Source organism: Methylobacterium sp. Gmos3 (assembly GCF_056430985.1).
The window spans coordinates 129,873-154,023 of the sequence record NZ_JBWJYL010000011.1 but is presented as its reverse complement, the minus strand read 5'-3'; the positions used below and the strand labels follow the sequence as shown (position 1 = coordinate 154,023).

At 68.4% G+C, this 24,151-nt stretch carries 19 protein-coding genes; 11 read left to right on the top strand and 8 right to left on the bottom strand.

Annotated features, from left to right (window positions below; translation table 11 throughout):
- Positions 1-122 precede the first annotated feature (122 nt).
- The 5 genes from ACS5Q7_RS22015 to ACS5Q7_RS21995 all read right to left on the bottom strand — a co-directional run bounded on the left by ACS5Q7_RS22015 (position 123) and on the right by ACS5Q7_RS21995 (position 6,955).
- Positions 123-1,112: a glycosyltransferase family 2 protein gene (locus ACS5Q7_RS22015; RefSeq protein ID WP_478341400.1), complete on the bottom strand. Its 990-nt coding sequence runs from the start codon at positions 1,110-1,112 to the stop codon at positions 123-125.
- 169 nt (positions 1,113-1,281) lie between these two features.
- Positions 1,282-1,695: a hypothetical protein gene (locus ACS5Q7_RS22010; RefSeq protein WP_478341399.1), complete on the bottom strand. Its 414-nt coding sequence runs from the start codon at positions 1,693-1,695 to the stop codon at positions 1,282-1,284.
- A 90-nt stretch (positions 1,696-1,785) separates the two neighbouring features.
- Positions 1,786-2,205 (bottom strand): hypothetical protein, encoded by a 420-nt coding sequence (locus ACS5Q7_RS22005; RefSeq protein ID WP_478341398.1) that lies wholly within the window; start codon positions 2,203-2,205, stop codon positions 1,786-1,788.
- 114 nt (positions 2,206-2,319) lie between these two features.
- Complete coding sequence (locus ACS5Q7_RS22000) at positions 2,320-4,599, bottom strand: glycosyltransferase (protein ID WP_478341397.1); 2,280 nt, start codon at positions 4,597-4,599, stop codon at positions 2,320-2,322.
- A gap of 70 nt (positions 4,600-4,669) precedes the next feature.
- Entirely contained in the window at positions 4,670-6,955 is a 2,286-nt protein-coding gene (locus tag ACS5Q7_RS21995; protein WP_478341396.1) for a nucleotide-binding protein, read from the bottom strand.
- Between the two features lie 357 nt (positions 6,956-7,312).
- On the opposite strand from ACS5Q7_RS21995, the gene ACS5Q7_RS21990 reads away from it, so the two are divergent.
- Positions 7,313-7,669, top strand: coding sequence for a hypothetical protein (locus ACS5Q7_RS21990; protein WP_478341395.1), 357 nt, complete (start codon positions 7,313-7,315; stop codon positions 7,667-7,669).
- A 205-nt stretch (positions 7,670-7,874) separates the two neighbouring features.
- On the opposite strand, the gene ACS5Q7_RS21985 is transcribed toward ACS5Q7_RS21990, so the two are convergent.
- Positions 7,875-9,185: an OmpP1/FadL family transporter gene (locus ACS5Q7_RS21985; RefSeq protein ID WP_478341414.1), complete on the bottom strand. Its 1,311-nt coding sequence runs from the start codon at positions 9,183-9,185 to the stop codon at positions 7,875-7,877.
- 541 nt (positions 9,186-9,726) lie between these two features.
- On the opposite strand from ACS5Q7_RS21985, the gene ACS5Q7_RS21980 reads away from it, so the two are divergent.
- The 5 genes from ACS5Q7_RS21980 to ACS5Q7_RS21960 all read left to right on the top strand — a co-directional run bounded on the left by ACS5Q7_RS21980 (position 9,727) and on the right by ACS5Q7_RS21960 (position 16,102).
- On the top strand, positions 9,727-10,131 hold the full coding sequence (locus tag ACS5Q7_RS21980; protein ID WP_243952162.1) for a MerR family transcriptional regulator: 405 nt from the start codon (positions 9,727-9,729) through the stop codon (positions 10,129-10,131).
- 202 nt (positions 10,132-10,333) lie between these two features.
- Entirely contained in the window at positions 10,334-11,470 is a 1,137-nt protein-coding gene (locus ACS5Q7_RS21975; protein ID WP_478341394.1) for a thiolase family protein, read from the top strand.
- Positions 11,470-13,791: a 3-hydroxyacyl-CoA dehydrogenase/enoyl-CoA hydratase family protein gene (locus ACS5Q7_RS21970; RefSeq protein ID WP_478341393.1), complete on the top strand. Its 2,322-nt coding sequence runs from the start codon at positions 11,470-11,472 to the stop codon at positions 13,789-13,791. The genes ACS5Q7_RS21975 and ACS5Q7_RS21970 overlap by 1 nt, the downstream gene beginning before the upstream one ends.
- Positions 13,792-13,795: 4 nt before the next feature.
- The gene (locus ACS5Q7_RS21965; protein ID WP_478341392.1) at positions 13,796-15,580 is read left to right on the top strand and encodes an acyl-CoA dehydrogenase C-terminal domain-containing protein; all 1,785 of its coding nucleotides are present in this window, start codon (positions 13,796-13,798) and stop codon (positions 15,578-15,580) included.
- Between the two features lie 213 nt (positions 15,581-15,793).
- Positions 15,794-16,102 (top strand): SCP2 sterol-binding domain-containing protein, encoded by a 309-nt coding sequence (locus ACS5Q7_RS21960; RefSeq protein ID WP_478341391.1) that lies wholly within the window; start codon positions 15,794-15,796, stop codon positions 16,100-16,102.
- A gap of 118 nt (positions 16,103-16,220) precedes the next feature.
- Here the strand turns inward: ACS5Q7_RS21960 and ACS5Q7_RS21955 are convergent, their stop codons facing one another.
- Entirely contained in the window at positions 16,221-17,351 is a 1,131-nt protein-coding gene (locus ACS5Q7_RS21955; protein ID WP_478341390.1) for an epoxide hydrolase family protein, read from the bottom strand.
- A gap of 85 nt (positions 17,352-17,436) precedes the next feature.
- Here ACS5Q7_RS21955 and ACS5Q7_RS21950 point away from each other — a divergent pair, with 85 nt between their 5' ends.
- Entirely contained in the window at positions 17,437-19,209 is a 1,773-nt protein-coding gene (locus ACS5Q7_RS21950; protein WP_478341389.1) for a methanol/ethanol family PQQ-dependent dehydrogenase, read from the top strand.
- A 109-nt stretch (positions 19,210-19,318) separates the two neighbouring features.
- On the opposite strand, the gene ACS5Q7_RS21945 is transcribed toward ACS5Q7_RS21950, so the two are convergent.
- Entirely contained in the window at positions 19,319-19,540 is a 222-nt protein-coding gene (locus ACS5Q7_RS21945; RefSeq protein ID WP_478341388.1) for a hypothetical protein, read from the bottom strand.
- Between the two features lie 121 nt (positions 19,541-19,661).
- On the opposite strand from ACS5Q7_RS21945, the gene ACS5Q7_RS21940 reads away from it, so the two are divergent.
- The 4 genes from ACS5Q7_RS21940 to ACS5Q7_RS21925 all read left to right on the top strand — a co-directional run bounded on the left by ACS5Q7_RS21940 (position 19,662) and on the right by ACS5Q7_RS21925 (position 24,145).
- Positions 19,662-19,913, top strand: a complete 252-nt coding sequence (locus ACS5Q7_RS21940; protein WP_478341387.1) for a DUF6894 family protein — start codon at positions 19,662-19,664, stop codon at positions 19,911-19,913.
- Positions 19,914-20,135: 222 nt separating this feature from the next.
- On the top strand, positions 20,136-21,029 hold the full coding sequence (locus ACS5Q7_RS21935; RefSeq protein ID WP_478341386.1) for an outer membrane protein: 894 nt from the start codon (positions 20,136-20,138) through the stop codon (positions 21,027-21,029).
- Between the two features lie 213 nt (positions 21,030-21,242).
- The gene (locus ACS5Q7_RS21930; RefSeq protein ID WP_478341385.1) at positions 21,243-22,355 is read left to right on the top strand and encodes an aldose epimerase family protein; all 1,113 of its coding nucleotides are present in this window, start codon (positions 21,243-21,245) and stop codon (positions 22,353-22,355) included.
- Complete coding sequence (locus ACS5Q7_RS21925) at positions 22,352-24,145, top strand: IlvD/Edd family dehydratase (protein WP_478341384.1); 1,794 nt, start codon at positions 22,352-22,354, stop codon at positions 24,143-24,145. The genes ACS5Q7_RS21930 and ACS5Q7_RS21925 overlap by 4 nt, the downstream gene beginning before the upstream one ends.
- The last annotated feature ends 6 nt before the right edge of the window (positions 24,146-24,151 follow it).

Below are 24,151 nucleotides of genomic sequence, written 5' to 3'. Positions count from 1 at the left end.
AATATACGGAATTAAGGCGAGATCGATAACATTTTGCGGCAGGTATCGCCCGCCCGAAAACTTCACCGTGAGTGCGGCCCCGGCGCATCAGCGGAGCCGTGGCATTCGTTAGATCGCGTGCCTCAGGTGGCTGCGCCGCGCAGCGCCAGCCGCGTGGCCATCGCGACGAAGCCGGCCGACCAGCTGACATGCATCGCCGCCGCCGCCAGCCCCATGGCGAGGATGGCCGGATCGCGCCGCTGGACGCTCGCGACCAGGGACCAGCCGCCGTAGAGCAGCACCAGGAGCAGCGGCACCAGGGCGGCCGGCGGGAAGAGCGGCGCGGCGGCGAGACCCAGGAGGCCGCTCAGGCTCACGATGAGCGGCGCGACCTGCCGGAGCTTCGGCAGAGTCCGGTGGCGCAGCATGTTCTGCGCCCGGCCGCGCCCGTAATTGTAGTATTGCCGCGATAGGTCCTTGATCCGCGCCCGCGGATAATACGTGATCGTCGCCTCGGCGCAGAGCCAGATCCGGCCGCCAGCGAGGACCGCCCGGCGGTCGAACTCGGCATCCTCGTTGTGGGTGAAGCTCTCGTCGTAACCCCCGAGGGTCAGGAAGAAGTCGCGCCGGAAGGCGGCATGATGGCCGTGATCGACGAAGCGCGAGGTTGTGGCCCGGCGGTGGGCCGAGCCGCCATTGCCGAGGAGGCTGTTCTGCGCCGCCGCCACCGCGCGCTGGAACGGCACCAGCCCGACGGTGCGCATGGACACGACGACCGAGTCGGCCCCCGTGGTCTCCAGGGCCTCGACGCAGCGGGCGATGTAGTCGGCCTGGTAGTCGGCGTGGGCGTCGGCGCGGATCAGGATCTTGCCCGGGAAGCTGGAGGCGGCGGCGATGTTGATGGCCGCCGACTGGATGCGCCGGGGATTCGCTAGAACATGCACGGTGGGATGGGCAGCCGCCAGCGCCGCCGCGACCTCGCGCGTGCGATCCGTGCTGCCGCCGTCGAGGATCAGGATCGTGACCGGGCGGCCGAACTCCTGAGCAAGCAACGCCCGAATGCAGGCGTCGAGATGCTTCTCTTCGTTCAGGACCGGTACTGCGACCAGGACCCCATCATCCGTTGGAAGCATAAGCATCCCCCTACCGTGTATTGTTTTGGTAGAAAGATGCTTGGAGCATGTCAACGCTGTTTACGCATCGTTAACCAATGTAAAGGCGCGGCAAGTACCGATTCGGGCAAAAGACGATTAATATCGGGAGCCGCAGGAGCCATCTTGCCCGGGCGAGCCGCGCCTGGAACTATTTCGCAACCGTGATTTGATAGCTTTGCGGTTGGATCTTCGCGCCCATTCCCAGGTCGATGCGCACCGTGTCGCTGCCCTCGGCATCGGCATTGGCCTTGTAGCCGACGGCCATCGCCGGAACCTGCTTACCGGCGCAGTTCGCGGACGAGTCCGGCACGCGCAGCAGCCCCATCTTGACGATGATCATGCCGCGGGTGGGCGGCGTGACGATGGCCACCTGCGGCGCCGGCAGACCATTGCAGCTCGGATTGAGGTTGGCGAAGAGACCGATCTGCGTCTCGTCCCCGCTCTTCGCCTGCACGGCCCTCTCGCCGGTCAAGGGCTCCAGCGCGCGCGCGGGAACGGACGCAAATGCGACGCCCACGGCCAAGCAAAGCTGTGCACGCCGGAAAAACACAGAAATATTCATGGCCACCAATCTTCGCGCATTACCTCTGAGTACAATACAGAGTTAACCGCGAAATACAAAGACCATGGCCGACCTCGCCAAGCGTGGCGTTCAGGGCGCGGTAACGAGGCTGGCCTGACCCTGGGGCGTCACCTTGATCGTCCAGCGATAGGTGTTCTGCTTGCCGTTCGACAGCGTGATCGTGGCCTCGATGACGTCCTCTCCCACGAAATTGGGATAGGGGTAGTAGGAGATCGCCAGCGAACGCGAGTCGACGTTGGGACAGTTGCGGTCGGTCGGAATCGGATGGCGCGCGGCGCCGGCCCGCACGAGACCCTTCGCCGGCATCAGATTGATCCTGAGTTCGGGGAACGGGCCGGGCGAGCAATCGTCCTTCAGGGCGTAGATCGCGTCGAGCGCAACCCGCGTCCCCTGCTTCGTGGTGAAGGTGTGGGCGATGGTTTCGGCCCTCGCGGGCGTCACCACGACACCCGCTGCCATCAAGGCGACGGCCGCCAGTACAGGACGCATCGGGTCCTCCGGAAACGCAAAACTATCGCTTAAAAAAATACTCTATCTCTCCGGCGAGATATCAGTATCGATTACGGAACGCACAGGAATGACATCTTCACCATACAGTGAAGATCAAGTCCTCACCGAGGCGCTCCGGCGCAGATCCGGCGCGGTGCGGACTGGCGTTCCGGCCGTGGCCGCCGTCGCGGGCGCAGGATCCGGGAAGAGATGCGCGGGCAAGGCCCCGTAGCACGCCTCGGCCGCGAAATCGGCGCGGGCGATCTCGATCGCGGCGCGGCCGAGTTCCGCCCGCTTCCCGCGATCACCGAGGAGCCCGATCAGCCCCCCGGCGAAGGCCCCCGGATCGTCCTCGACGAGGACCGCCCCGCTCACCCGCTCGGCGATGCCCTGCACCGAGACCGAGGTCGCGACCACGGCCTTGCCCTCGCCCATGGCCTCGACCAGCTTGATCTTCAGCCCGGACCCGGCGGTGAGCGGCGACACGACGACGCCGGCCGCCGCGTAGATCGGCGCGAGGTCCGGCACGACGCCGAGGCACTGGACCCCGGCCGGCAGGCCGGAGATCGCGCGGGCGACGGAGCCGGCGATCTTCAGCACCGCGTTCGGCCGCGCGTCGGCGACCTGGGGCCAGACCTCCGCAAGGAACCAGTTGAGGCCGATGACGTTCGGCGCGGTGTTGCTGCCGACGAAGACCATCGTGTCGTCCTGCCCCGGCGCGGGGGCGGGCCTCACGGGCACCGCCATCGGCGTGACGATCACCGGCACGGCGGGCAGCCGCGCGGCCACGATCTGCGCCTCCTCCTGCTGGATCGCGAGGACGCCATCGGCGCGGGCGAGCAGCGCGAACTCCTCCTCCTCGGTGAGCAGGGCCACCGAATCGGCCGCGCCCGCCTTCTGGAACTGAGCCTGCCGGCTCGAGAACAGGTCGTGCATCACGATGAGGGCACGGGCATCGGGGCTGAGGGCATAGGGCCGCGCGGGCGCCAGGAAGGCGTAGTCGAGGAGCAGCGCGTCGGCGCCGCGCGCGGCGCGGGCGAGGAAGAGCTTGTCGCGCCGGGTGAGCGGGACGCTGATCGAATAGGGCGCGGGCGCGATGCGGCGGTGGCCGATCAGGCGCGCGCGCTTCAGCACGTCCTCCGCCACCGTGAGGAACGCCCGCAGCCAGACCTTCGGATCGCTGTTCACGAGATAGGAGCCGACGCGCACGCCCCCGTGCACGGCGAAGCCCTCGAAGCCCGCGCGGGTCCCCTCGACGATCTTCAGGAACGGCCAGCGGCCGAAGGTGGCCGGCGAGGGCGAGAGGTAATCGACCCGGTAGCCCCTGCCGCGCAGGTACGCGGCGATGCTGAGGAGATAGGCCGAGCTGCCGTTGGTCGGCCCGGCGATGCGCTGGCGGCTGAGCACCAGCACCCTCCGCCGCCGGTCCTCGCTCCGGCGCGTCGGGCGCAGCGTCGCGAGCAGCCGGCGGCCGAGAGCCAGGATGGGCATGCGCAGCAGCGGCAGGACCGAAGGATCCTCGCGCAGGGCGCGCAGCGCGCCCGGCAGCGAGCGGGTCTTCAGGGCGCGGATGAGATGCTCGAAGGCCAGCGCCCGCCTGAGCGAGGCGAGGCGGAACGCGTGCGCCGCCGCGATCTCCGGCCCGAGCGCCGCGTGGCGACGGATCAGCGCCTCCTCGGCGGCGATCAGGCTCAGGCACTCGGCCTCGCCGAAGCGGTGCGAGATCGACAGGCCGTGCTTGCGGTAGAAGTACAGAAGCTCGGGATAAAAGCGGAACCGACGGCCGGCGATCATCAGGCGCAGCAGCAGGTCGGAATCCTCGCCGATCCGCAGGCTTTCGTCGTAGCGGATGCCGGCCAGGGCCTTCGCCCGGATCAGCGGCTTGCAATAGCCGAGCACCGGCGCCGAGCCGTAGATGGCGTTGGAGCGGATGAAGTCGGGGACGCTCACCCAGAAGGCCGGAACGTCCCGCTCCAGCATGGTGCGGATCGCGGTCGAGGCCTCATCGAAGATCAGCAGGTCGTCGGCGGCGATGTCGGCGCCGTCCGCCTCGGCCGCGTCGATCAGGATGCGCAGGCGATCCGGGTGGATCATGTCGTCGCTGTCGACGATGGCGATCCACTCACCCCTCGCCGCGTCGAGGCCGCGGTTGCGCGCCCCGGCCGGACCGAGGTTGCGCTCCAGGGCGATGAGGCGGACGCGCCCGTCTCGGCCCGCGCATTCCTCGACGATGCGGACGCTGTCGTCGCCGGACAGATCGTCCACGACGATGAGTTCGAGGTCCCGAACCGACTGTCCGAGCACGCTGTCGATGGCGTGACGGAGATACGCGGCCCCCCGGTAATTCGCCATGACGACGGAGACGAGCGGGCGCGGGGTCTCGGGGATGCTCATGCTGCTCCGGGGATGGGACGGTCGGGTCGCGGCCTGTCCGGCGCGGTTGAGGCCGCGCCGGGGCCGTGCCTCAAGCGGCCTTCTGCGGCGGCGGGGCGTAGCGCTGCGGCCGCTTCGACATCCACGGCAGGTAGCGGCCGAGCCGCGTCTGCTTGCGCTCGTGCTGGCGCGGATCGACGCCGTTGAGGACCGCGCCGATCACCCGCGAGGTGTCGAGCTTGCCCTGCGAGACGACTTCGGCGAGCAGGCTCTTCTGGACCCGGTCGTAGCCGACCACCATGAGATAGGCATCGACGAGATCGCTCGTGGCGCGCACGTCGAGGAAGTCGGCCATCGGCGGGAAGTCGATGATGATGACGTCGTACTGCGTCTTGAGGGTGTTGAGCAGTTCGATGTTGCGCGGGTCGCGCAGCACCTCGGCGGTGTGCTCGATCGGATCCCCGACGATGGTGGGCAGGATGAAGAGCGGCAGGCCGCGCGTGCGCAGGGAGAACAGCCCGAGCGGCTGGCGGGCGGCGATGGCCTCCAGCAGGCCCTCCCTGGCGTCGGGCAGGAGCGTGCGCGACAGGAAGGGATGGCGCAGGTCCCAATCGAGCATGAGCACGCGCTTGCTGCTCTGGGCGAATTGGTGCGCGAGGTTGGAGGCGACGGTGCTCTTGCCCTCGCCCGAGACGGTCGAGACGATGCCGATCACCTTGCAGCCCTGGCCATCGGCCTGGTTCTGCTCCGTCACGAGCTTGATCTCGCGCATCGACTCGGAGGTCGCCGAGAGCGGGTGCGTGATCGTATCGAGCATGAAGGCCCGGGCGTCGCCCTCGTTCTGCGACCCGATGAGCCTGCGGAACCACGGCATCACGCCGGAGCGACGGGTATAGGACCGGATCCGCGGAACGGTCGCGATGCAGGGCAGGCCGGTGATCTGCTCCACGTCATTGGGCGTCTTGACGGTCCGCAGGATCAGTTCCCTCAGGAACGAGAAGGCGGTGCCGGCGAAGATGCCCAATCCGATGGCGGCGATCAGGACGACGAAGGTCTTGGGCCACGACTTGCCGAGGGGCGGCTCGGCCGGCACGACCACCCGTGCCTCGGAGATCGGGAACGACTGGTCCTGAACGGCCTGCGTGTATTTCTGGAGGAAGTTTCCGTAGAGCGCGCGATAGGTTTCGGAGGAGCTTTCCAGCGAGCGGAGTTCGACGCGCGACTGGTTCTGGACGGCCGCGTCCTGGACAAGGGCATCGAGCTGCTTGCGCAGGGTCTCCTCGCCGGAGCGCGCCACCTCGTAGTCGCTGCGGTAGCTCTCGGCGGTGCGCTGCAGCTCGCCGCGCAGCGAGCGCTCGAGTTCGGCCATCTCGTTGCGGGCATTCACGGCCGCCACGTGGTTCTGGCCGTACTTGGAGGAGATCTCCGCCTCGCGCTTGGCCGTGTCGAAATATTGCCCGCGCAGGCGGACGATGACCTGATTCTGCGCGAGGTCGGCGACGGCGCCGTCCTTCACGTCGCTGGCGAGGATCTGACGGATCCGGTCGTAGCGGGCCTTCGCTTCGGCGGTCTTCGACTGCGCGGCGCTGAGGCTGGAGTTAAGATCGCCGACCTGGCGCTCGGTCATGAGGCCCTTGTCGGTGTCGACGATCTTCATCCGAGCCTTGTATTCCTGCACGGCCCGGTCGGCGGCGGTGGCTTGATCGCGCAATTCCTTGAGGCGGGTCTGGAGCCATTCTCCGCCGCGCCGCGTGGTCTCGTACTTCGACGCCAGCTGCTCGGAGATGTAGCTGTCGGTGATCGCGTTCGCGAGGCGGGCGGACCGCTCGGGATCGGCCGTCCGCACCGTCACCTCGATGATGTTGGTGATGCCGATCCGCTTCACGTTGGTGAGGCGCATCAGGCGCTCGGCCAGATCGAGGTTGATCTGGGCCTGGCTCCAGGGCGCGCCTCCCCCGGAGAACAGGCCGAGGACCGCGCCCTTGATCCGCGAGACCAGGCTGCTCTCGTTGAGGTCGGTCGCGATGACCTTCGGACCCAGATGCTGGATCGCCGCCATGGCGGTCGCGCGCGAGCGAAGGATTTCGACCTGGCTCTCGACGATGGCGTTCAGGACCTGGGCATCCGTCGAGGTCTGCTGCTGCCGGAACAGCTCAGCTTGACGAAGGTCGATGAGGATGTCGCTGCTGGCGTCGTATTTCGGCGTCGCCACGATGAGGTACAGGCAACCCAACGCGACGACGGCCGCCGTCGACAGCACGACGGGCTTCCGCGACCGGCTGAGGAACGCCAACACGGCGGGAAGCCACGCGAACGGCTCCGTACCCTCATCCCGACCGTGGACGTACGTCAATGTACTGTCTTTGACATGAAGCATCGATCGGTCCTATCGCCGCGAGGACGCGTCTCTTAACACCATCACGCTCGCACGTTGCTGCAAATATATGGAATTCAAAAACCTTGCAATACTAATGCCACCCGACTTGTGCATAGAGTGAAGATGCATTGGTGTGGCCGAACTTATACAATCCATGTGCCAAGCCATGTGCCAAGCCATGCTCCAAGCCTTAAATGCCGACCCGGATGGCATAGCCAGCGAAGCGAAAAGCGGGCGAAAGGCGCCGCGCCATCTAAAGGATCGCCGGTGCGGTTCTAGCGTTTGGCTCCTCGACCGGGACGATCCGGTGGCAAGGAGCGGCGGGGTGTGACGCGACCGAGGCGCCGAAATCCCGCGATGCCGGCCTTGCGTGGGGCCGCCTTCGGTCTGGCGCTCCATGCGCCCGCCGCCATGGCAGCCACATGGGCTCAGGTGCTGGAAGGTCGCTGGACGGGGCCGGAGATGACCCTGACGATCGATCAAGGCGCCATCATGGCCAACCGCGATCCGAGCAAGCCGTTCGACTGGCAACCCTTCCGGATCGTGACGACCACGGGCACCATGGTCGTGTTCGACATCGGCCCCGACCGCTACATCGGCATCCTGGGACAGGACACCCTCTCGGTCACGCGGGCGGGATCGACGGGATCCTGGCAATTGGTGCGGGACCGGAGCGATCCCGCTCATCCGCCGGCGAGCGAGCGCAAACGTTAGATCGCCGGCCCTCAGAGACCGGAGGCCGCCACCGCCGAGCCGGGGGATGCGCCGAAACGCGAACGGGGCGGCCCCTCGCAGGACCGCCCCGTCGCGTTTCAAGCATTCGCCGATCGAAATCGGACAGTTATGGCTCAATCCGACACTATTGAGAAGATATCGCGATATCTTCCGATCTGCTTTCGCGTTTTCACCGCGAAGTCGATCAGTACTTGCGCACCAGCGGTGCCGGCGCGGGGGCCGGCGGCACGCCGAAGGCGTAGCGGAAGCCGACCGAGACGATGTCGACGCTCGAATCGACCACGCCCGCGAAGGCGATGTTGCCGATGTTGTAGTCGCGCCCGAGGCCCGCCAGGATCCGCGACTGGTTGACGAAGAGATGGGAATAGGCGGCGTTCAGCGTCAGCTGGTTGCTCCAGCGGTAGCTCGCGCCGACGTTCAGGCTGTAGCGGTCGCCGTCGGGCAGGCGCACCGAGCGGTTGCTGAAGTCGATGGGCGAGGTCTCGTAGCCGAAGCCGGCCCGCACGGTGAGCGCCTCGTTCACGTCGTACTCGCCGCCGATCGAGTAATAGTACCCGTCCTTGTAGTTGAGCGGCAGGTTGTTGACCGTCACGCCCAGCGTCTTCGACACGATGCCGACCGTGCCGAGCCTCGACCAGTTGTCCCACTCGAAGCCGAGGGACACGCGGGCCACCGGGCTCACCGCCTGGGTCAGGCCCACGCTGAGCTTGTCCGGGGTGTTGAGGCTGGAGCGCACTTGGCCCGCCAGGGGGGCCAGCGCCAGGATCGGCACGCCGATGGAGCCGTCGATGTCGTGGTGGACCGAGGAGCGGTAGCCGACACCGAACACGGTGCCTTCCCACGGGGTGATGGTGGCGCCGGCGGTGAAGCCCACGCCCCAGGAGTCGCCCTTCAGGAACGAGCTCGGGTAGAGTTGCGGCGGCACGCCCGGAAGCGGCAGGGCCTGACGCAGGGTCAGCCGGAAATACTCGATGTTGGGACCGGCGGCGACGGACAGCCACTCGTTGACCTTGAAGCCGATGACCGGGTTGATCGCCAGCGAGAAGATGCGCGACGACCGCCCGTAGACCTCGCCCGCCGAGACCTGATTCGGCTTGGTGGTGAGACCGAACGGCGCGTCCGTCGCGATGCCGAGCCAGAGGCGGTCGTTGATCTGGTAGGAGCTGGCGCCCGCCGGCAGGACGGCGCCCTGGCCGATGTCGCCGGAACCGCCGAGCGCGGCGAAGGCCGGGTTGGTGCCGGTGGTGGGGGTGATGGTGGCCGAGGGGCCGAGATAGGTGAGGTTCTGCTCGGTGACGAAGCCGGGCCGCATCGTGATGACGGCCGGGTTCCAGAACATCGAGGAGACGCCGCCGGAGCCCGCCGCCGCGCCCGCGAAGGCCATGCCTTCCGCCTGGGTGCTCTGCTCGCGAAGCCCGAACGCGCCGGCGAAGGCCGCCGTCCCGCCGAGAAGCGTCGCCATCAGCGCCGCCGACCCGATACGGGCGCCAAGCATCATCCTCATCCCAGTCCTCCCCAAGGAACGTGTTCGGTTCCGCCCTTTTCGGGCTTGTTCTTGCGATGGTTAATCTTGAGTTACCGAGATCAGTCGAAGACCCTCGGCTCAAGCACAGCGGGAAGACGCGCTAGCCTTCCCTATAGGTCAAGACGCTGCCGAAAGCGGAATAAAATTGCAAGCATGAATGGTCACGCTTGCTGGCCGCCGCCGCCATCCGGCATCGGATCTGCCCGCCTGTGACATTTTAACGTCAGGCGGAGCACCCGGCTTCACGGCGCAAGCCGGCACTATCGTGCGCTCGGCCGCTCTTGCGCACCCATAACGCATTGGGATATATGTTGACGTATACGTAAGGCACGACCGGCCGAAGCGAACGACCCCCGAGAGGGTCGCGCGGCGCAGGGAGGGGGACCGATGAGTGTTGCTTGCGCCCCCGGGCGCGTCACGGGTGGAGGGAGCCGGAAGACGGGCTCGTGGCCGCAATTGACGCTTCGCGCGCTCCGTGCCTACGGTGGCCGCAAGCAAGAGAAGGCCACCTGTGTCCGATCCGCTCTATACCGTGACACAGCTCGCCAACGACCTCAGCGTGACGGCGAGAACAGTCCGTTTCTACGAGGACAAGGGGCTCCTCAATCCGCAGCGTGTCGGGAATACGCGGGTCTACACGCATCGCGACCGGGCGCGGCTGATCCTCATCCTGCGGGGGAAGCGGCTTGGCTTCACCCTGCGCGAGATCAAGGAATATCTCGATCTCTACGATGCGGACCCGACGCGGCAGGAGCAGCTTCGCGCTCTGCTGAAGCGGGTGCAGAACCGCATCGACAGCCTGATCGAGCAGGAGAAGGCCCTGGTCGAAACCCTCGGCGAATTGCGCGCCATCGAGCAGCAGGCCCAGACCGCGCTGGCGGCCCAACAGCGGGGCTCGGCGCGCCGGGCGCGCTGAGGCCCGAAGCCTCCCAGCCCTCGCTCCACAGCACTCCGTCATTGCGAGCGAAGCGAAGCAACCCAGGGATGCGCCGCATCCCGAAGCGTCCCGCTGCCCTGGATTGCTTCACTGCGTTCGCAATGACGGCTCAGCGAGCCGCACCGTCGCGCGCTCCCCTCCCCGCCTTCCCCCACCATCGCGACCGTTCCGAGAGGACAGCATGACCAACGTGGTTATCGCGGGCTATGCACGCTCGCCCTTCACCCCGGCCAAGAAGGGCGCCCTCGCGAGGGTTCGGCCCGACGACCTCGCCGCGCAGGTGGTGCGCCGGCTCGTGGCCGAGGCGGCGATCCCCTCGAAGGAGATCGAGGACCTGATCGTCGGCTGCGCCTTTCCCGAGGGCGAGCAGGGCTTCAACGTCGCCCGGCTGATCGGGCTGATGGCCGACCTCGACCTCAGTGTCGGCGGCGTCACCGTGAACCGCTTCTGCGGCTCGTCCATGCAGTCGGTCCACATGGCGGCTGGGCAGATCGCGCTGGGGGCCGGCGAGGCCTTCGTCTGCGCGGGCGTCGAGAGCATGAGCCGCGTGCCGATGATGGGCTTCAACCCGATGCCGAACCCGGCCCTGCACGGGAAGCGCCCCGGCGCCTACATCGGCATGGGCGACACCGCCGAGAACGTCGCCCGCCGCTGGGAGATTTCCCGCGCCGATCAGGAAGCCTTCGCCGTGGCGAGCCATCGCAAGGCCGCCGCCGCGCAAGCCGAGGGCCGGCTCGCCGCCGAGATCGTGCCCATCGCCACCAAGGGCGGCACCGTCGAGACCGACGGCTGCATCCGGGCGGATGCCAGCGCGGAAGGGCTCGCCGGCCTGAAGCCCGCCTTCCAGCAGGACGGCTCGGTCACGGCCGGCACCTCGTCGCCCCTCACCGACGGCGCCTCGGCGGTGCTGGTGTGCAGCGAGGCCTTCGCCAGCCGCCACGGGCTGAAGCCCCTGGCGCGGGTCGCCGCCGTCGCCATCTCGGGCTGCGAGCCGGAGATCATGGGCATCGGCCCCGTCGCCGCCTCGCGGAAGGCCCTGGCGCGGGCCGGCATCACCGCCGACGCGCTGAGCGTGGTCGAATTGAACGAGGCCTTCGCCTCCCAGTCGATCGCCTGCATCCGCGACCTCGGCCTCGACGAGAAGATCGTGAACATCGATGGCGGCGCTATCGCGCTCGGCCATCCGCTGGGCGCTACGGGTGCACGCATCGTCGGCAAGGCGGCCTCGCTGCTCGCCCGCGAGGGCGGCCGCTTCGCGCTGGCCACCCAATGCATCGGCGGCGGCCAGGGCATCGCCACCCTTCTGGAGCGCGTGTGATGACCGGGATCCGCAAAGTCGCCGTCATCGGCGCCGGAGTCATGGGCTCCGGCATCGCCGCCCATGTCGCCAATGCCGGCGTACCGGTGCTCCTGATGGACATCGTCCCGGAGGGCGCCGCCGACCGGAACGCGCTGGCCAAGGGCGCCATCGCCAAAATGCTGAAGACGGAGCCCGCCGCCTTCATGTCGCCCCGCGCCGCCAAGCTGGTGGAGGCGTGCAACATCGAGGACCATCTCGACCGCTTGGCGGACGTCGACTGGATCGTCGAAGTGGTGATCGAGCGCCTCGACGCGAAGCAGGCCCTCTACCGCCGCATCGACGCGGTGCGCCGGCCGGGAACGGCGGTGTCGTCCAACACCTCGACCATTCCGCTCGCCGCGCTGATCGAGGGGATGCCGGACGCCTTCGCGAAGGACTTCCTGATCACCCACTTCTTCAACCCGCCGCGCTACATGCGGCTGCTCGAAGTCGTGACCGGCCCGAAGACCGATCCGGCGCTCGCCGCGGCGGTAATGGATTTCGCCGACCGCAAGCTCGGCAAGAGCGTCGTCGCCTGCAAGGACCGGCCGGGCTTCATTGCCAACCGGCTCGGCATCTTCTGGATCCAGAACGCCATCGCGGCGGCCGACGACCTCGGTGTGCCGGTGGAGGAGGCGGACGCCATCATGGGCCGCCCCTTCGGCATCCCGAAGACCGGCGTGTTCGGCCTCGTGGATCTCGTCGGCCTCGACCTGATCCCCCACACCACCAAGAGCCTGCGGGCGGCCCTGCCGGCGGCGGACGCGTTCCACGCCACCTACCGCGAGATGCCGCTGGTCACGAAGCTGATCGCGGAGGGCTATACCGGCCGCAAGGGCAAGGGCGGGTTCTACCGCCTGAACCGCACGAACGGGCAGAAGTCCAAGGAGGCCATCGACCTCAAGACCGGCGCCTATCGGCCCTCCGCCAAGGCGGACCTGCCCGAGTTGAAGGAGGCCAAGGGACCCCGCGCGGTGCTCGACCTGCCGGGCCGCGTCGGCGCCTACGCCTGGAGGGTCATCGGCCCGACGCTGGCCTACGCCGCCGGCCTCGTGGGCGAGGCGAGCGACGAGATCGCCGCCATCGATGAGGCCATGCGCCTCGGCTACAACTGGAAGTGGGGTCCGTTCGAGCTGATCGACAAGATCGGCGGCGCCTACGTGGCCGAGCGGCTGGCGAAGGACGGTCACGCCGTCCCGCCGATCCTGGCTGGGCTCGATGGCAAGACGTTCTACCGCGTCGAGAACGGCGAGCGGCAGGCCCTCACGGCCGAGGGCGACTACAAAAAAATCGTGCGCCCCGAGGGCGTGCTGCGGCTGGAAGACATCAAGCTCTCCGCCAAGCCGCTGCTCAAGAACGGCTCGGCCGCCCTGTGGGACATCGGCGACGGCGTGGTGTGCTTCGAGTTCACCTCGCAGGCGAACGCGCTGGATGAACAGATCATGGTCCTGCTCGGCAAGACCATCAAGCTCGTGAAGTCGCAGTACAAGGCGCTCGTGGTCTATAACGAGGGCTCGAACTTCTCGGTCGGCGCGAATCTCGGGCTCGCCCTGTTCGCCGCCAACATCGCCGCCTGGGGCGAGATCGAGAAGCTGGTCTCTGTCGGCCAGCAGACCTACGGGCAGCTGAAGTATGCCCCCTTCCCCGTAGTCAGCGCCCCCGCCGGGATGGCGCTCGGCGGCGGCTGCGAGATCCTGCTCCACTCGGACGCGGTGCAGGCCCATGCCGAGACCTATATCGGCCTCGTGGAAGCCGGCGTCGGCCTCGTGCCGGCCTGGGGCGGCTGCAAGGAAATGCTGGCCCGCTGGCAGGCCGCGCCGAAGATGCCGCGGGGGCCGATGCCCGCCGCCACCAAGGTGTTCGAGACGATCTCGACCGCCACCGTCGCCAAGTCGGCGGAGGAGGCCCGCGATCTGCTGTTCCTGCGCGAGAGCGACGGCATCACCATGAACCGCGACCGGCTGCTCGCCGACGCCAAGGCTAAGGCCCTGTCCCTGGTTGAGGGCTATGAACCGCCCCAGCCCGTGACGCTCACCCTCCCCGGCCCGGCCGGCGGGCTCGCCATGCGCATGGCGGCCGAGGGTTTTGCGCGACGGGGCATCGCCACCCAGCACGACCTCGTGGTCGCCGGGGAACTCGCGACGGTGCTCTCGGGCGGCGAGGCGGACACCCTCGATACCCTGGACGAGGAGGCGATCCTCGACCTCGAACGCGACAGCTTCATGCGCCTCGTGCGGACGGAGGCGACCCTCGACCGGTTCGAGAGCGTGATCGAGACCGGCCGCCCGGTGAGGAACTGACGAGATGCAGACCTACAAGGCTCCCCTGCGCGACATGCGCTTCGTGCTGAACGAACTGCACGGCAGTGCCGAGGCCCTGCCGGGCCATGAGGACTTCACCCCCGACATCGCCGACGCCATCCTCGAAGAGGCGTCGAAATTCTGCACCGAGCGGCTGCTGCCGCTGAACGCCTCCGGCGACGAGGAGGGCTGCCGCCTGGAGAACGGCGTCGTGCGCACGCCGAAGGGCTTTCCCGAAGCCTACAAGGCGTTCCGCGAGGGCGGCTGGACCGCCATGGGCGCGGACCCGGCCTATGGCGGCCAGGGCCTGCCGGCGGGCATCAACAAGCTGGTCGAGGAGATGATCTGCTCGACCAACCTCTCCTTCGGCCTCTATCCCGGCCTCAGCCACGGCGCCTATCAGGCGATCGAAGGCCACGCCTCGGAGGAGCTGAAGGCCGCCTACCTGCCCAAGCTCGTGGACGGCACGTGGTCGGGCACGATGTGCCTGACGGAAGCCCATTGCGGCACCGACCTCGGCCTTTTGCGGACCAAGGCCGTGCCGCAGGGCGACGGCTCTTACGCGATCACCGGCTCGAAGATCTTCATCTCGGCGGGCGACCACGACCTCACCGAGAACATCGTTCACCTCGTCCTGGCCAAGCTCCCCGACGCGCCGAAGGGCGTGAAGGGCATCAGCCTGTTCCTCGTGCCGAAGTTCCTGCCCCGCGCGGACGGCACGCCGGGCGAGCGCAACGGCGTCACCTGCTCCGCCCTCGAACACAAGATGGGCATCAATGCCTCGGCCACCTGCCAGATGTCCTTCGACGACGCCAAGGGCTGGCTCGTCGGCGAGCCGCACAAGGGCATGCGCGCGATGTTCACGATGATGAACAGCGAGCGCCTGTCGGTCGGCATCCAGGGGCTCGGCGCGGGCGAGGCCGCCTACCAGGGCGCCGTCGCCTACGCCAAGGAGCGGCTCCAGGGCCGGTCCCTTGTGGGGACCAAGCGGCCGGACCTGCCCGCCGATCCGATCCTCGTCCACCCGGACGTGCGGCGGATGCTGATGACGATCCGCGCCTACAACGAGGGCTGCCGGGCGCTCGGCGCCTGGGTCGCCCGCAGCCTCGACGTGATGGAGCACCATCCCGACCCGGCCGAGCGGCGCCGCGCGGAGGATTTCTCCGCGCTGATGACCCCGGTGGTGAAGGCGCTGTTCACCGATCTCGGCTTCGAGTCGGCGAGCATCGGCATGCAGGTCTATGGCGGCCACGGCTTCATCCGCGACCACGGCATGGAGCAATATGTCCGCGATGCCCGGATCTCGATGATCTACGAGGGCACCAACGGCATCCAGGCCCTCGACCTCGTCGGCCGCAAGCTGCCGGCCCATGCCGGGCGTTACCTGCGCAGCTTCTTCCACCCGGTCCTCGCCTTCCTCGACGAGGCCATCGAGGACGACGATCTGGCGCCGCTGGCCCAGCCGCTCGCCAAGTCCTTCGGCGCGCTGCAACTCGCCACCGCCCACATCGCCCAGAAGGGGATGACGGACCCGGAGGAGGCGGGCGCCGCCGCCACCGAGTACCTGCGCCTCTTCGGGCTGGTGGCCCTGGGCTATGTCTGGCTGCGCTCGGCCAAGGTCGCCCACACGGCGCTCAAGGCCGGCACCGAGGAGCGCGACTTCTACGAAGCGAAGCTCACGACGGCGCGCTTCTACATGGAGCGCATCCTGCCCCAGGTGGCGGGCCTGCTGGCGGCGGTGAAATCGGGCAAGGGCGCGATGATGGCGCTGGACGAGGCGATGTTCTGAAGGGGGGCTTCCGGCCGCTTCATGGGGGGAGCCCTGTGAATTTCGTCCCACCCTCACCATCATCCTGAGGTGCGGCGCGAGCCGCCTCGAAGGAGGGCTCCAGAACGCTCTGCGATCCCTGGAGCCCTCCTTCGAGGCCCGCCACGGCGGGCACCTCAGGATGAGGAACAGGTTGGGATTGGCTTTGCCCAACGCAACAACGGAGAGACACGAATGGCGGAACTCGGAACCCTGGTCGAGTCCATCGAGGAGCGCGCGGAGGCGCTGAGCACCCTCGGCTACAGGGTGCGGTTCGACCTTACCGACGGCGGCAGCATCCTTCTGGATGCCACCGGCGGCAAGGTGGACGTCTCCACCGCCGAGGGCGGAGAGGCCGATACGGTGATGAAGCTCAGCTCCGACAACCTGCTCAAGCTGGTGAACGGCAAGCTCAGCCCAATGATGGCCTTTTCCACGGGCCGGCTGAAGGTGCAGGGCTCGCAAGGCGTGGCGATGAAGCTCGCCGGGCTGCTCGACGCCTGACCACACTCCACTCCGTCTTTGCGAGCGCCAGCGAAGCAATCCAGGGGCGGCGGGCCGTCTCAGAATGCGGCGTGTCCCTGGATTGCTTCGCTGCGCTCGCAATGACGGTTGAGCTATCTCAGCCCCGCGCCCATTCCCGGAGGTCCGCGACGAACAGGTCGGGGACCTCCATCGCCGCGAAATGCCCGCCGCGCGGCATGTCCCGCCAGCGGGTCACGGCGTAGCCGCGCTCCACCCATTCCCGAGGCGGGGCGAGGGTGCGCGGATCGGGATAGGCGGCGAAGGCGGTGGGCACCGTGACGCGCGTGCCCTGCGGCATCCGCCGGGCGCCCTCCGCGCGGGCCCCGGCGTAGTACCACGTCGCGGTCCCGAAGCTGTCGGTGGCGAGGTAGAACAGGGCGTTGGTGAGCAGCGTATCCTTAGAGAACACTGCCTCGAACGGGCGCTCGCGCAGGTCGGCCCAATCGTGGAAGCGCTCCACCAGCCACGCCAGTTGCGCCACCGGCTCGTCGGCCATCGCGTAGTTCAGCGAGAGCGGCTTCGTGCCCTGCAGGTCAGCATAAGCGCCGAGCCGGGCCTGGGCGTCCACGGCGCCCTTGCGCCATCGCGTCTCCGCCTCGGTCGATGCCTCGGCATCGGGCTGGACCAGCAGGTAGTTGAGGTGGATCGCCTCAAGGCTCGCCGCATGCTCGAGGGCGAGCCACGCGGTGACGCCCGCGCCCCAATCGCCGCCCTGCGCGTGGTAGCGCGCGTAGCCCAGTTCCTCGCGCATCAGCCTGTCGAAAAGCCGCGCCGTGGTGCGCGGTCCGATCGGCGCCGTGGGCTTGCCGGAGAAGCCGAAGCCCGGCAGCGCGGGCACCACCACGTCGAACGCATCCTCCGCCCGGCCCCCGAAGCGCGAGGGAAAGGCCAGGGGCTCGATCACCTGCCAGAACTCGTAGACCGAGCCGGGCCATCCATGCGTGAGGAGCAGCGGACGCTTCCCCCGCGCCTCGCCCACCACGTGGACGACATGGATGTCGAGATCCTCGATCCGCGCCAGGAACCGCGGGAAGCGGTTCAGATCGGCCGCCGCCGCCTCGTGGTCGAACCCGTCGAGCCAATAGGCGCAGAGATCGCGCAGGACATCCGGGTCGCAGCCGTAGCGCCAGCCGGCGCCCTCGGGCAGGCGCGGCATCCGGTAGGCGCGCACCCGCTCCCGCAGCCACGCGAGACGGTCCGCATCCCAGGTCAGGGTGAAAGGCTGCATGTGAGGGTCCCTTGCTCTCGGCACGAGAAACGCGGGACAGACGCCGGGGCTGCATGACGCCCCGCTCATCGCGCGAGGATCCTCCGTGACCCTTTTTCTTCGCTCCCTCGGCCTGCTCGCCGCCCTGGCGCTCCCCGCTGCCCCGGCCGCGCGGGCCGAGACTGTGCTCCAGACGATGGACGCGGCCAACACCCGCTACTCGCCCCTCGCCCAGATCGACGCGGGCAACGTCGCCCGCCTCAAGGTCGCCTGGACCTTCTCGACCGGCGTGCTGCGCGGCCACGAGGGGGCGCCGCTCGTCGTCGGCACGGTGATGTACGTGCACACCCCGTTCCCGAACATCGTCTACGCCCTCGACCTCGCCCACGAGGGGAAGATCCTCTGGCGCTACAGCCCGCGCCAAGATCCGACCGTGATCGCCGTGATGTGCTGCGACACGGTCCATCGCGGGCTCAGTTACGCGAACGGGCGGCTGTTCCTGCAGCAGGCGGACACGACCCTCGTCGCCCTCGATCCGGCCACCGGCAAGGTCCTCTGGTCCGTCAAGAACGGCGATCCCGGCCGGGGCGAGACCAACACCGCCACCGTCCTGCCGGTGAAGGACGAGGTGATCGTCGGCCTGTCGGGGGGGGAATACGGCGCCCGCTGCCCCCTCACCGCCTACGATCAGGCGACGGGCAAGCTGCGCTGGCGCGCCTACGCCGTGGGGCCGGATGCCGATATCCTGTTCGATCCCGACAAGACCACGTCCCTCGGCAAGCCGGTCGGCCAGGATTCCTCCCTGAAGAGCTGGGAGGGCGACCAGTGGCGGATCGGCGGCGGCTGCGCCTGGGGCTGGTTCTCCTACGACCCCGACCTGAACCTCGTCTATTACGGCACGAGCAACCCCTCGACCTGGAACCCGGCCCAGCGCCCCGGCGACAACCGGTGGGCCGAGGCGATCATCGCCCGCGACGCCGACACGGGGGTCGCCCGCTGGGTCTACCAGATGACGCCCCACGACCAGTGGGACTTCGACGGCGTCAACGAGATGATCCTGACCGAGCAGGAGATCGGCGGGACCCGCCGCAAGGTGCTGACGCATTTCGACCGCAACGGCTTCGGCTACACCCTCGACCGGGCGACCGGCGCCCTGCTCGTGGCGGAGAAGTTCGACCCCAGCGTCAACTGGGCGACGAAGATCGAGCAGGACCCCGCCCGGCCCGATTACGGGCGCCCGGTCCTCGCCAAGCGCTACGCCCCCGAGGAGGCCGGCGAGGAGGAGGTCACGAAGGGCATCTGCCCGGGAGCGCTCGGCGCCAAGAACCAGCAGCCCGCCGCCTACTCACCGCAGACCGGCCTGTTCTACGTGCCCACCAACCACATGTGCATGGATTACGAGCCGTTCCGCGTCACCTACACCCCCGGCCAGCCCTATGTCGGCGCGACGCTGACCCTGCACCCGCCGGAGGGCGACAGCCATACCGGCGCGTTCATCGCCTGGGACGGCGCGAAGGGGCGCATCGCGTGGTCGAAGCCCGAGCCCTTCTCGGTCTGGTCCGGGGCGCTGGCGACGGCGGGGGGCGTGGTCTTCTACGGCACCCTGGAAGGCACCCTGAAGGCCGTCGATGCCCGCGACGGGCGCGAGCTCTACCGCTTCAAGACGCCCTCCGGCATCGTCGGCAACGTCACGACCTACATGGCGGACGGCCGGCAATACGTGGCCGTGCTCTCCGGCGTCGGCGGCTGGGCGGGAATCGGCCTCGCTGCGGGCCTGACCGACCCGGCGGATGGGTCCGGCGCGGTCGGGGGCTATGCCGCGCTGTCGCAATACACCGCGACGGGCGGGCAGCTCACCGTGTTCGAACTCCGGGACTAGAGCATTTTCCGCCGAAGCGGATGCCGGTTCGGCGCAAGAAAATGCAGCAAGTACAATGAGTTAGTGAATTTTCTGTGATCCATGGATGACAGAAAATGTCCTAGGGGCCTCACTCCGTCCCCTGTCCCCGCACGTAGCCGTGGGAGATCCGCCGCCCGCGCTCACGGATCGTGGCGTCGGCGGCGGCGAGGTCGTCCAGCGCATCCTCGATGGCATGGACCAGGGCGGCCCAGCCGTCCCGCTGGTGCGCCTGATAATAGGCCAGCGCGATGGTCTCCGCCTCCGTCAGCATCAAGATCGGCGCGGACGATTCGTTCGACAGCCCTCGCATCCCGCTCAACCTCCGCTAGAACATATCAAGAACAAAGCTCGACAGCCGATTCGGTTCAAGCCCTCGGCGAGCGATTGATGGAATCGCGGTGGACCTCTGTGGATCGTGGGGAAAAACAGCAGTGCCGACGCGGCTTTACAGGTTCCATTGCGTCGGCCCCGGCAGCGAGGTCGCCTTCGATCTGCGCGGGCGGCGGCTGCCGAACCTGGCGCAGGTACGCGCCCATGCCGACCGGGTGGCCCTCGCCCTAATGGAATCGGGCGATTCCGAGTGGACGCGCTGGATCGTCGACGTCCACGACGGCGACGGCCGCAGGGTGCTCGTCCGGCCGTTCACCCAGGTGCGGATCCGCCGGGCCGAGGGGGCGCCCTGAGGCGCAAGCGAAGCCGTTGAACCGTTTCGCACCACGATTGTGAGAGCCGATAACGCCCTGTGGAAAAACGGGTTTCCGGGTCTCGGGCGGCTTGGCCCATACCCGCCCGGCCACCATCTCGCCGCAGTTCGGGGGCCGGTGTATCCTCGCCGACACAGTCTTCCGAAGCGCTTTCCGCTAAAAGTCACTCGATCGGGACAGACTTCTGGGGACCGCACAATTATGAAGACGCTCGTTACCTCCCTGGCGATGTTCACGGCGCTCACCGCCGCCGCCACCGCCGCCGACCTTCCGCGCCGCGCGCCGCCGCCGATCTTCACGCCGGTTCCGGTGTTCACCTGGACGGGCTTCTACGCCGGTTTCAACGCCGGTTACGGCTTCGACGCCTCGTCGAACTCGACCCCGACCGTGATCGGCGTCTCGCCGGGCAACAACCTGTTCGCCGCCGGCAACGTGCCGACCACCGGCGTCATCGCCTTCTCGAACACCCGCAACAACGAAGGCTTCGTTGGCGGCGGTCAGATCGGCTACAACTACCAGTTCACCCCGGGTTCGGGTGTGGTCGTCGGTATCGAAGCTGACGCCCAGTACGCCGACTTCGGCGCCCAGCGGAACCGCTTCTCGGCCATCGCTCCGGCCGGCTCGGCTCTCGTCCCCGGCGCCCTCGTCTACAACCCGAACGGCCTGTCGGGCCTCGACTACTTCGGCACCGTCCGCGGTCGTCTCGGCTACGCCTTCGACCGCACCCTCGTCTACGCCACGGGCGGCTTCGCCTACGGTTCGGGCGGCGGCCGTCAGTTCGGCACCGGCGTGCGCTCCGACGACTTCCAGACCGGCTACGCTGTCGGCGGCGGTATCGAGTACGCTCTCCCGACCGACTCGTTCCTGAACTTCTTCAAGTCCTCCGCCGTGACGGTGAAGGTCGAAGGCCTGTACGTGAATCTCGACCAGGACCGCCGCACCGCCGGCGCGTTCGCCACGAACAACTTCGGTCAGACCATCACCACGACCTCCCCGGGCGTGACCCTGGTCTCCGGCCCGGCGAACCTCGCCCGCCGCAGCACCGAGTTCGCCGTGATCCGCGCTGGTGTGAACTACAAGTTCGGCACCTACTAAGATCGCACATCACCGCGCCGGTCCCGACTCGTCGGGGCTGGCCGGAATCAAGGGCACGGGGTTCCTCCCCGTGCCCTTTTTCGTTTGTGGAGCACGCCGCGACGCGAGCGCCGGCCCCATCGCGATTGTCAGCTTATTTGTCTGAGTATAGAACGGGTCTATTCGGCGAAGACGAAGCCGGGGAGACGCCGTATGGAGCACGGGACGCCTGCGATGCATGACGCAGCCGCCGTAGTAGGCAAGGCTGCGCGGGCGCCGTTCGGTACGCTTCCCGACGGCCGGGTGGTGGAGGAAGTCACCCTCTCCAACGGCAGGCTCACCGCGCGGATCATCGCCTGGGGGGCGGCGCTGCGGTGCCTCGACGTGCCGGATCGCGACGGGCATCCGGCCGACGTGCTACTCGGCTACGCCGACCTGCGCTCCTATCTCGACCGGCCGCAATATTTCGGCGCCAGCGTCGGGCGCTACGCCAACCGAATCCGGGGCGGGCGCTTCACCCTCGACGGGCGCGACTACACGCTGCCGACCAATGACGGGCCGAACACCCTGCATGGCGGCCCGGACGGGTTCGACCGGCGACTGTGGCAGATCGAGGCCCTGGAGGATGGGCAGACGCCCTCCGTCACGCTGCGCTACGTCAGCCCGGATGGCGAGGGCGGCTTTCCCGGGACATTGACGGCGCGCGTCACCTACACGCTCTCGGGCCCCGACACGCTGCGGATCGCCTACAGCGCGACCACCGACAGGCCGACCATCGTCAACCTGACGAACCACAGTTACTTCAACCTCGCGGGCGAGGCGTCCGGCCGCTCGATCCTCGACCACCTCGTCACGATCCCGGCGGAGCGCTACACGCCGGTCGATGCGACGCAGGTTCCGACCGGGGATCTGGCGCCGGTCGAGGGCACGCCGTTCGATTTCCGCCGTCCGCAGCGGATCGGCGCGCGCATCCGGGACGGACGCGAGGTCCAGTTGCTGCGCGGGCACGGCTACGACCAGAACTTCGTCGTCTCCGAGGCGCCCGTCGACGAGCCGCGCTTCGTGGCCCGCGTCGAGGATCCCGCCTCCGGCCGCGTGCTCGAAGTGGCGAGCACCGCGCCGGGGGTGCAGTTCTATTCGGGCAACATGCTCGATGCGACGAGCGCCGGGAAATCCGGCCTCGTCTACCGCCAGTCGGACGCCTTCGCGATCGAGCCCGAACTGTTCCCCGACACGCCGAACCAGCCGGGCTTCGGCTCGGCCCGGCTCGATCCCGGCGGCACGTACCGCAGCGTGATCACCTACCGTTTCCCATCCCCCTCCAGCCCTGATCGGACCGCCCGATGACCGACGCTCCCCGCAAGCTCCGCTCCCGCGCGTGGTTCGACAACCCGGACAACATCGACATGACGGCGCTCTATCTCGAGCGCTACCTGAATTTCGGCCTCAGCCTGGAGGAGTTGCGCTCCGGTAAGCCGATCATCGGCATCGCGCAGACGGGCTCGGACCTCTCGCCCTGCAACCGGCACCACCTCGTGCTGGCCGAGCGCATCCGCGAGGGCATCCGCGAGGCCGGGGGCATCGTCCTCGAATTCCCGGTCCACCCCATCCAGGAGACCGGCAAGCGCCCGACGGCGGGGCTCGACCGCAACCTCGCCTATCTCGGCCTCGTGGAATTGCTGCACGGCTACCCCCTCGACGGGGTGGTGCTCACCACCGGCTGCGACAAGACCACCCCGGCCTGCCTCATGGCGGCGGCGACCGTGAACATCCCGGCCATCGCCCTCTCGGTCGGGCCGATGCTGAACGGCTGGTTCAAGGGCCAGCGCACGGGCTCGGGCACCATCGTCTGGCGCGCCCGCGAGATGCTGGCGGCGGGCGAGATCGACCATGACGGCTTCATCAAGCTCGTGACCTCGTCGGCGCCCTCCACCGGGTTCTGCAACACGATGGGCACGGCCACGACCATGAACACCCTGGCCGAGGCGCTGGGCATGATGCTGCCGGGCACCGCCGCCATCCCCGCCCCCTACCGCGACCGGCAGGAGGCCGCCTACCGCACCGGCAAGCGCATCGTGGAGATGGTCGCCGAGGACCTGAAGCCCTCCGAGATCCTCACCCGCGACGCGTTCCTCAACGCCATCGTCGTGAATTCGGCCATCGGCGGTTCCACCAACGCGCCGATCCACCTCGCGGCCATCGCCCGCCACATGGGCGTGGAACTCGACGTCACCGATTGGCAGACCTACGGCCTCGACGTGCCGCTCCTCGTGAACCTGCAGCCGGCGGGCGCCTATCTCGGCGAGGATTACTACCGCGCGGGCAGCCTGCCGGCGGTGGTGGCGCAGCTGATGGGCCAGGGCCTGATCCGCGAGGGCGCGCTGACCGTCAACGGCCGCAGCATCGGCGAGAATTGCCGGAACGCGACCATCGAGGACGAGGACGTGATCCGCCCGTTCGACCGGCCCCTCAAGGCGGCGGCGGGCTTCCTCGTGCTGAAGGGCAACCTGTTCGACGCGGCGGTGATGAAGACCAGCGTGATCGGCGAGGATTTTCGCGCTCGCTACCTCTCGAACCCGGACGATCCGGAGGCCTTCGAGGGGCGCGTCGTCGTGTTCGATGGGCCGGAGGATTATCACCACCGCATCGACGACCCGTCCCTCGACATCACGCAGGACACGCTCCTCGTGATGCGCGGAGCGGGGCCGGTGGGCTATCCCGGCGCCGCCGAGGTGGTGAACATGCGGCCCCCCGCCAACCTCATCAAGGCGGGCGTCTTCGCCCTGCCCTGCCTCGGCGACGGGCGGCAATCGGGCACCTCGGCCTCGCCCTCGATCCTGAACGCCTCCCCCGAGGCGGCGGCGGGCGGCGGCCTCGCGCTGCTGCGCACGGGCGACCGGGTGCGGATCGACCTGCGCCGCGGCACCGCCGACATGCTCGTTTCCGACGAGGAGATCGCCGAACGGCGCAAGGCTCTGGAGGCGGCCGGCGGCTACGCCTATCCGGCCTCGCAGACTCCCTGGCAGGCGATGCAACGGGCCGTCGTCGGCCAGATGCACACGGGTGCCATCCTGGAGGGCGCGGAGGCGTTCCAGCGCATCGCTCAGACCAAGGGCCTGCCGCGCGACAACCACTGAGGGGAA

Excerpts from the sequence above, each read along its gene's own strand:
- ACS5Q7_RS21975 (WP_478341394.1), top strand. The coding sequence starts at position 10,334 with ATGACCAACGTGGTTATCGCGGGCTATGCACGCTCGCCCTTCACCCCG.
- ACS5Q7_RS21995 (WP_478341396.1), bottom strand. The coding sequence starts at position 6,955 with ATGCTTCATGTCAAAGACAGTACATTGACGTACGTCCACGGTCGGGAT.
- ACS5Q7_RS22010 (WP_478341399.1), bottom strand. The coding sequence starts at position 1,695 with ATGAATATTTCTGTGTTTTTCCGGCGTGCACAGCTTTGCTTGGCCGTG.
- ACS5Q7_RS21935 (WP_478341386.1), top strand. The coding sequence starts at position 20,136 with ATGAAGACGCTCGTTACCTCCCTGGCGATGTTCACGGCGCTCACCGCC.
- ACS5Q7_RS22005 (WP_478341398.1), bottom strand. The coding sequence starts at position 2,205 with ATGCGTCCTGTACTGGCGGCCGTCGCCTTGATGGCAGCGGGTGTCGTG.
- ACS5Q7_RS21970 (WP_478341393.1), top strand. The coding sequence starts at position 11,470 with ATGACCGGGATCCGCAAAGTCGCCGTCATCGGCGCCGGAGTCATGGGC.
- ACS5Q7_RS21955 (WP_478341390.1), bottom strand. The coding sequence starts at position 17,351 with ATGCAGCCTTTCACCCTGACCTGGGATGCGGACCGTCTCGCGTGGCTG.
- ACS5Q7_RS22015 (WP_478341400.1), bottom strand. The coding sequence starts at position 1,112 with ATGCTTCCAACGGATGATGGGGTCCTGGTCGCAGTACCGGTCCTGAAC.
- ACS5Q7_RS21985 (WP_478341414.1), bottom strand. The coding sequence starts at position 9,185 with ATGCTTGGCGCCCGTATCGGGTCGGCGGCGCTGATGGCGACGCTTCTC.
- ACS5Q7_RS22000 (WP_478341397.1), bottom strand. The coding sequence starts at position 4,599 with ATGAGCATCCCCGAGACCCCGCGCCCGCTCGTCTCCGTCGTCATGGCG.
- ACS5Q7_RS21930 (WP_478341385.1), top strand. The coding sequence starts at position 21,243 with ATGCATGACGCAGCCGCCGTAGTAGGCAAGGCTGCGCGGGCGCCGTTC.
- ACS5Q7_RS21925 (WP_478341384.1), top strand. The coding sequence starts at position 22,352 with ATGACCGACGCTCCCCGCAAGCTCCGCTCCCGCGCGTGGTTCGACAAC.
- ACS5Q7_RS21965 (WP_478341392.1), top strand. The coding sequence starts at position 13,796 with ATGCAGACCTACAAGGCTCCCCTGCGCGACATGCGCTTCGTGCTGAAC.
- ACS5Q7_RS21945 (WP_478341388.1), bottom strand. The coding sequence starts at position 19,540 with ATGCGAGGGCTGTCGAACGAATCGTCCGCGCCGATCTTGATGCTGACG.
- ACS5Q7_RS21990 (WP_478341395.1), top strand. The coding sequence starts at position 7,313 with ATGCCGGCCTTGCGTGGGGCCGCCTTCGGTCTGGCGCTCCATGCGCCC.
- ACS5Q7_RS21960 (WP_478341391.1), top strand. The coding sequence starts at position 15,794 with ATGGCGGAACTCGGAACCCTGGTCGAGTCCATCGAGGAGCGCGCGGAG.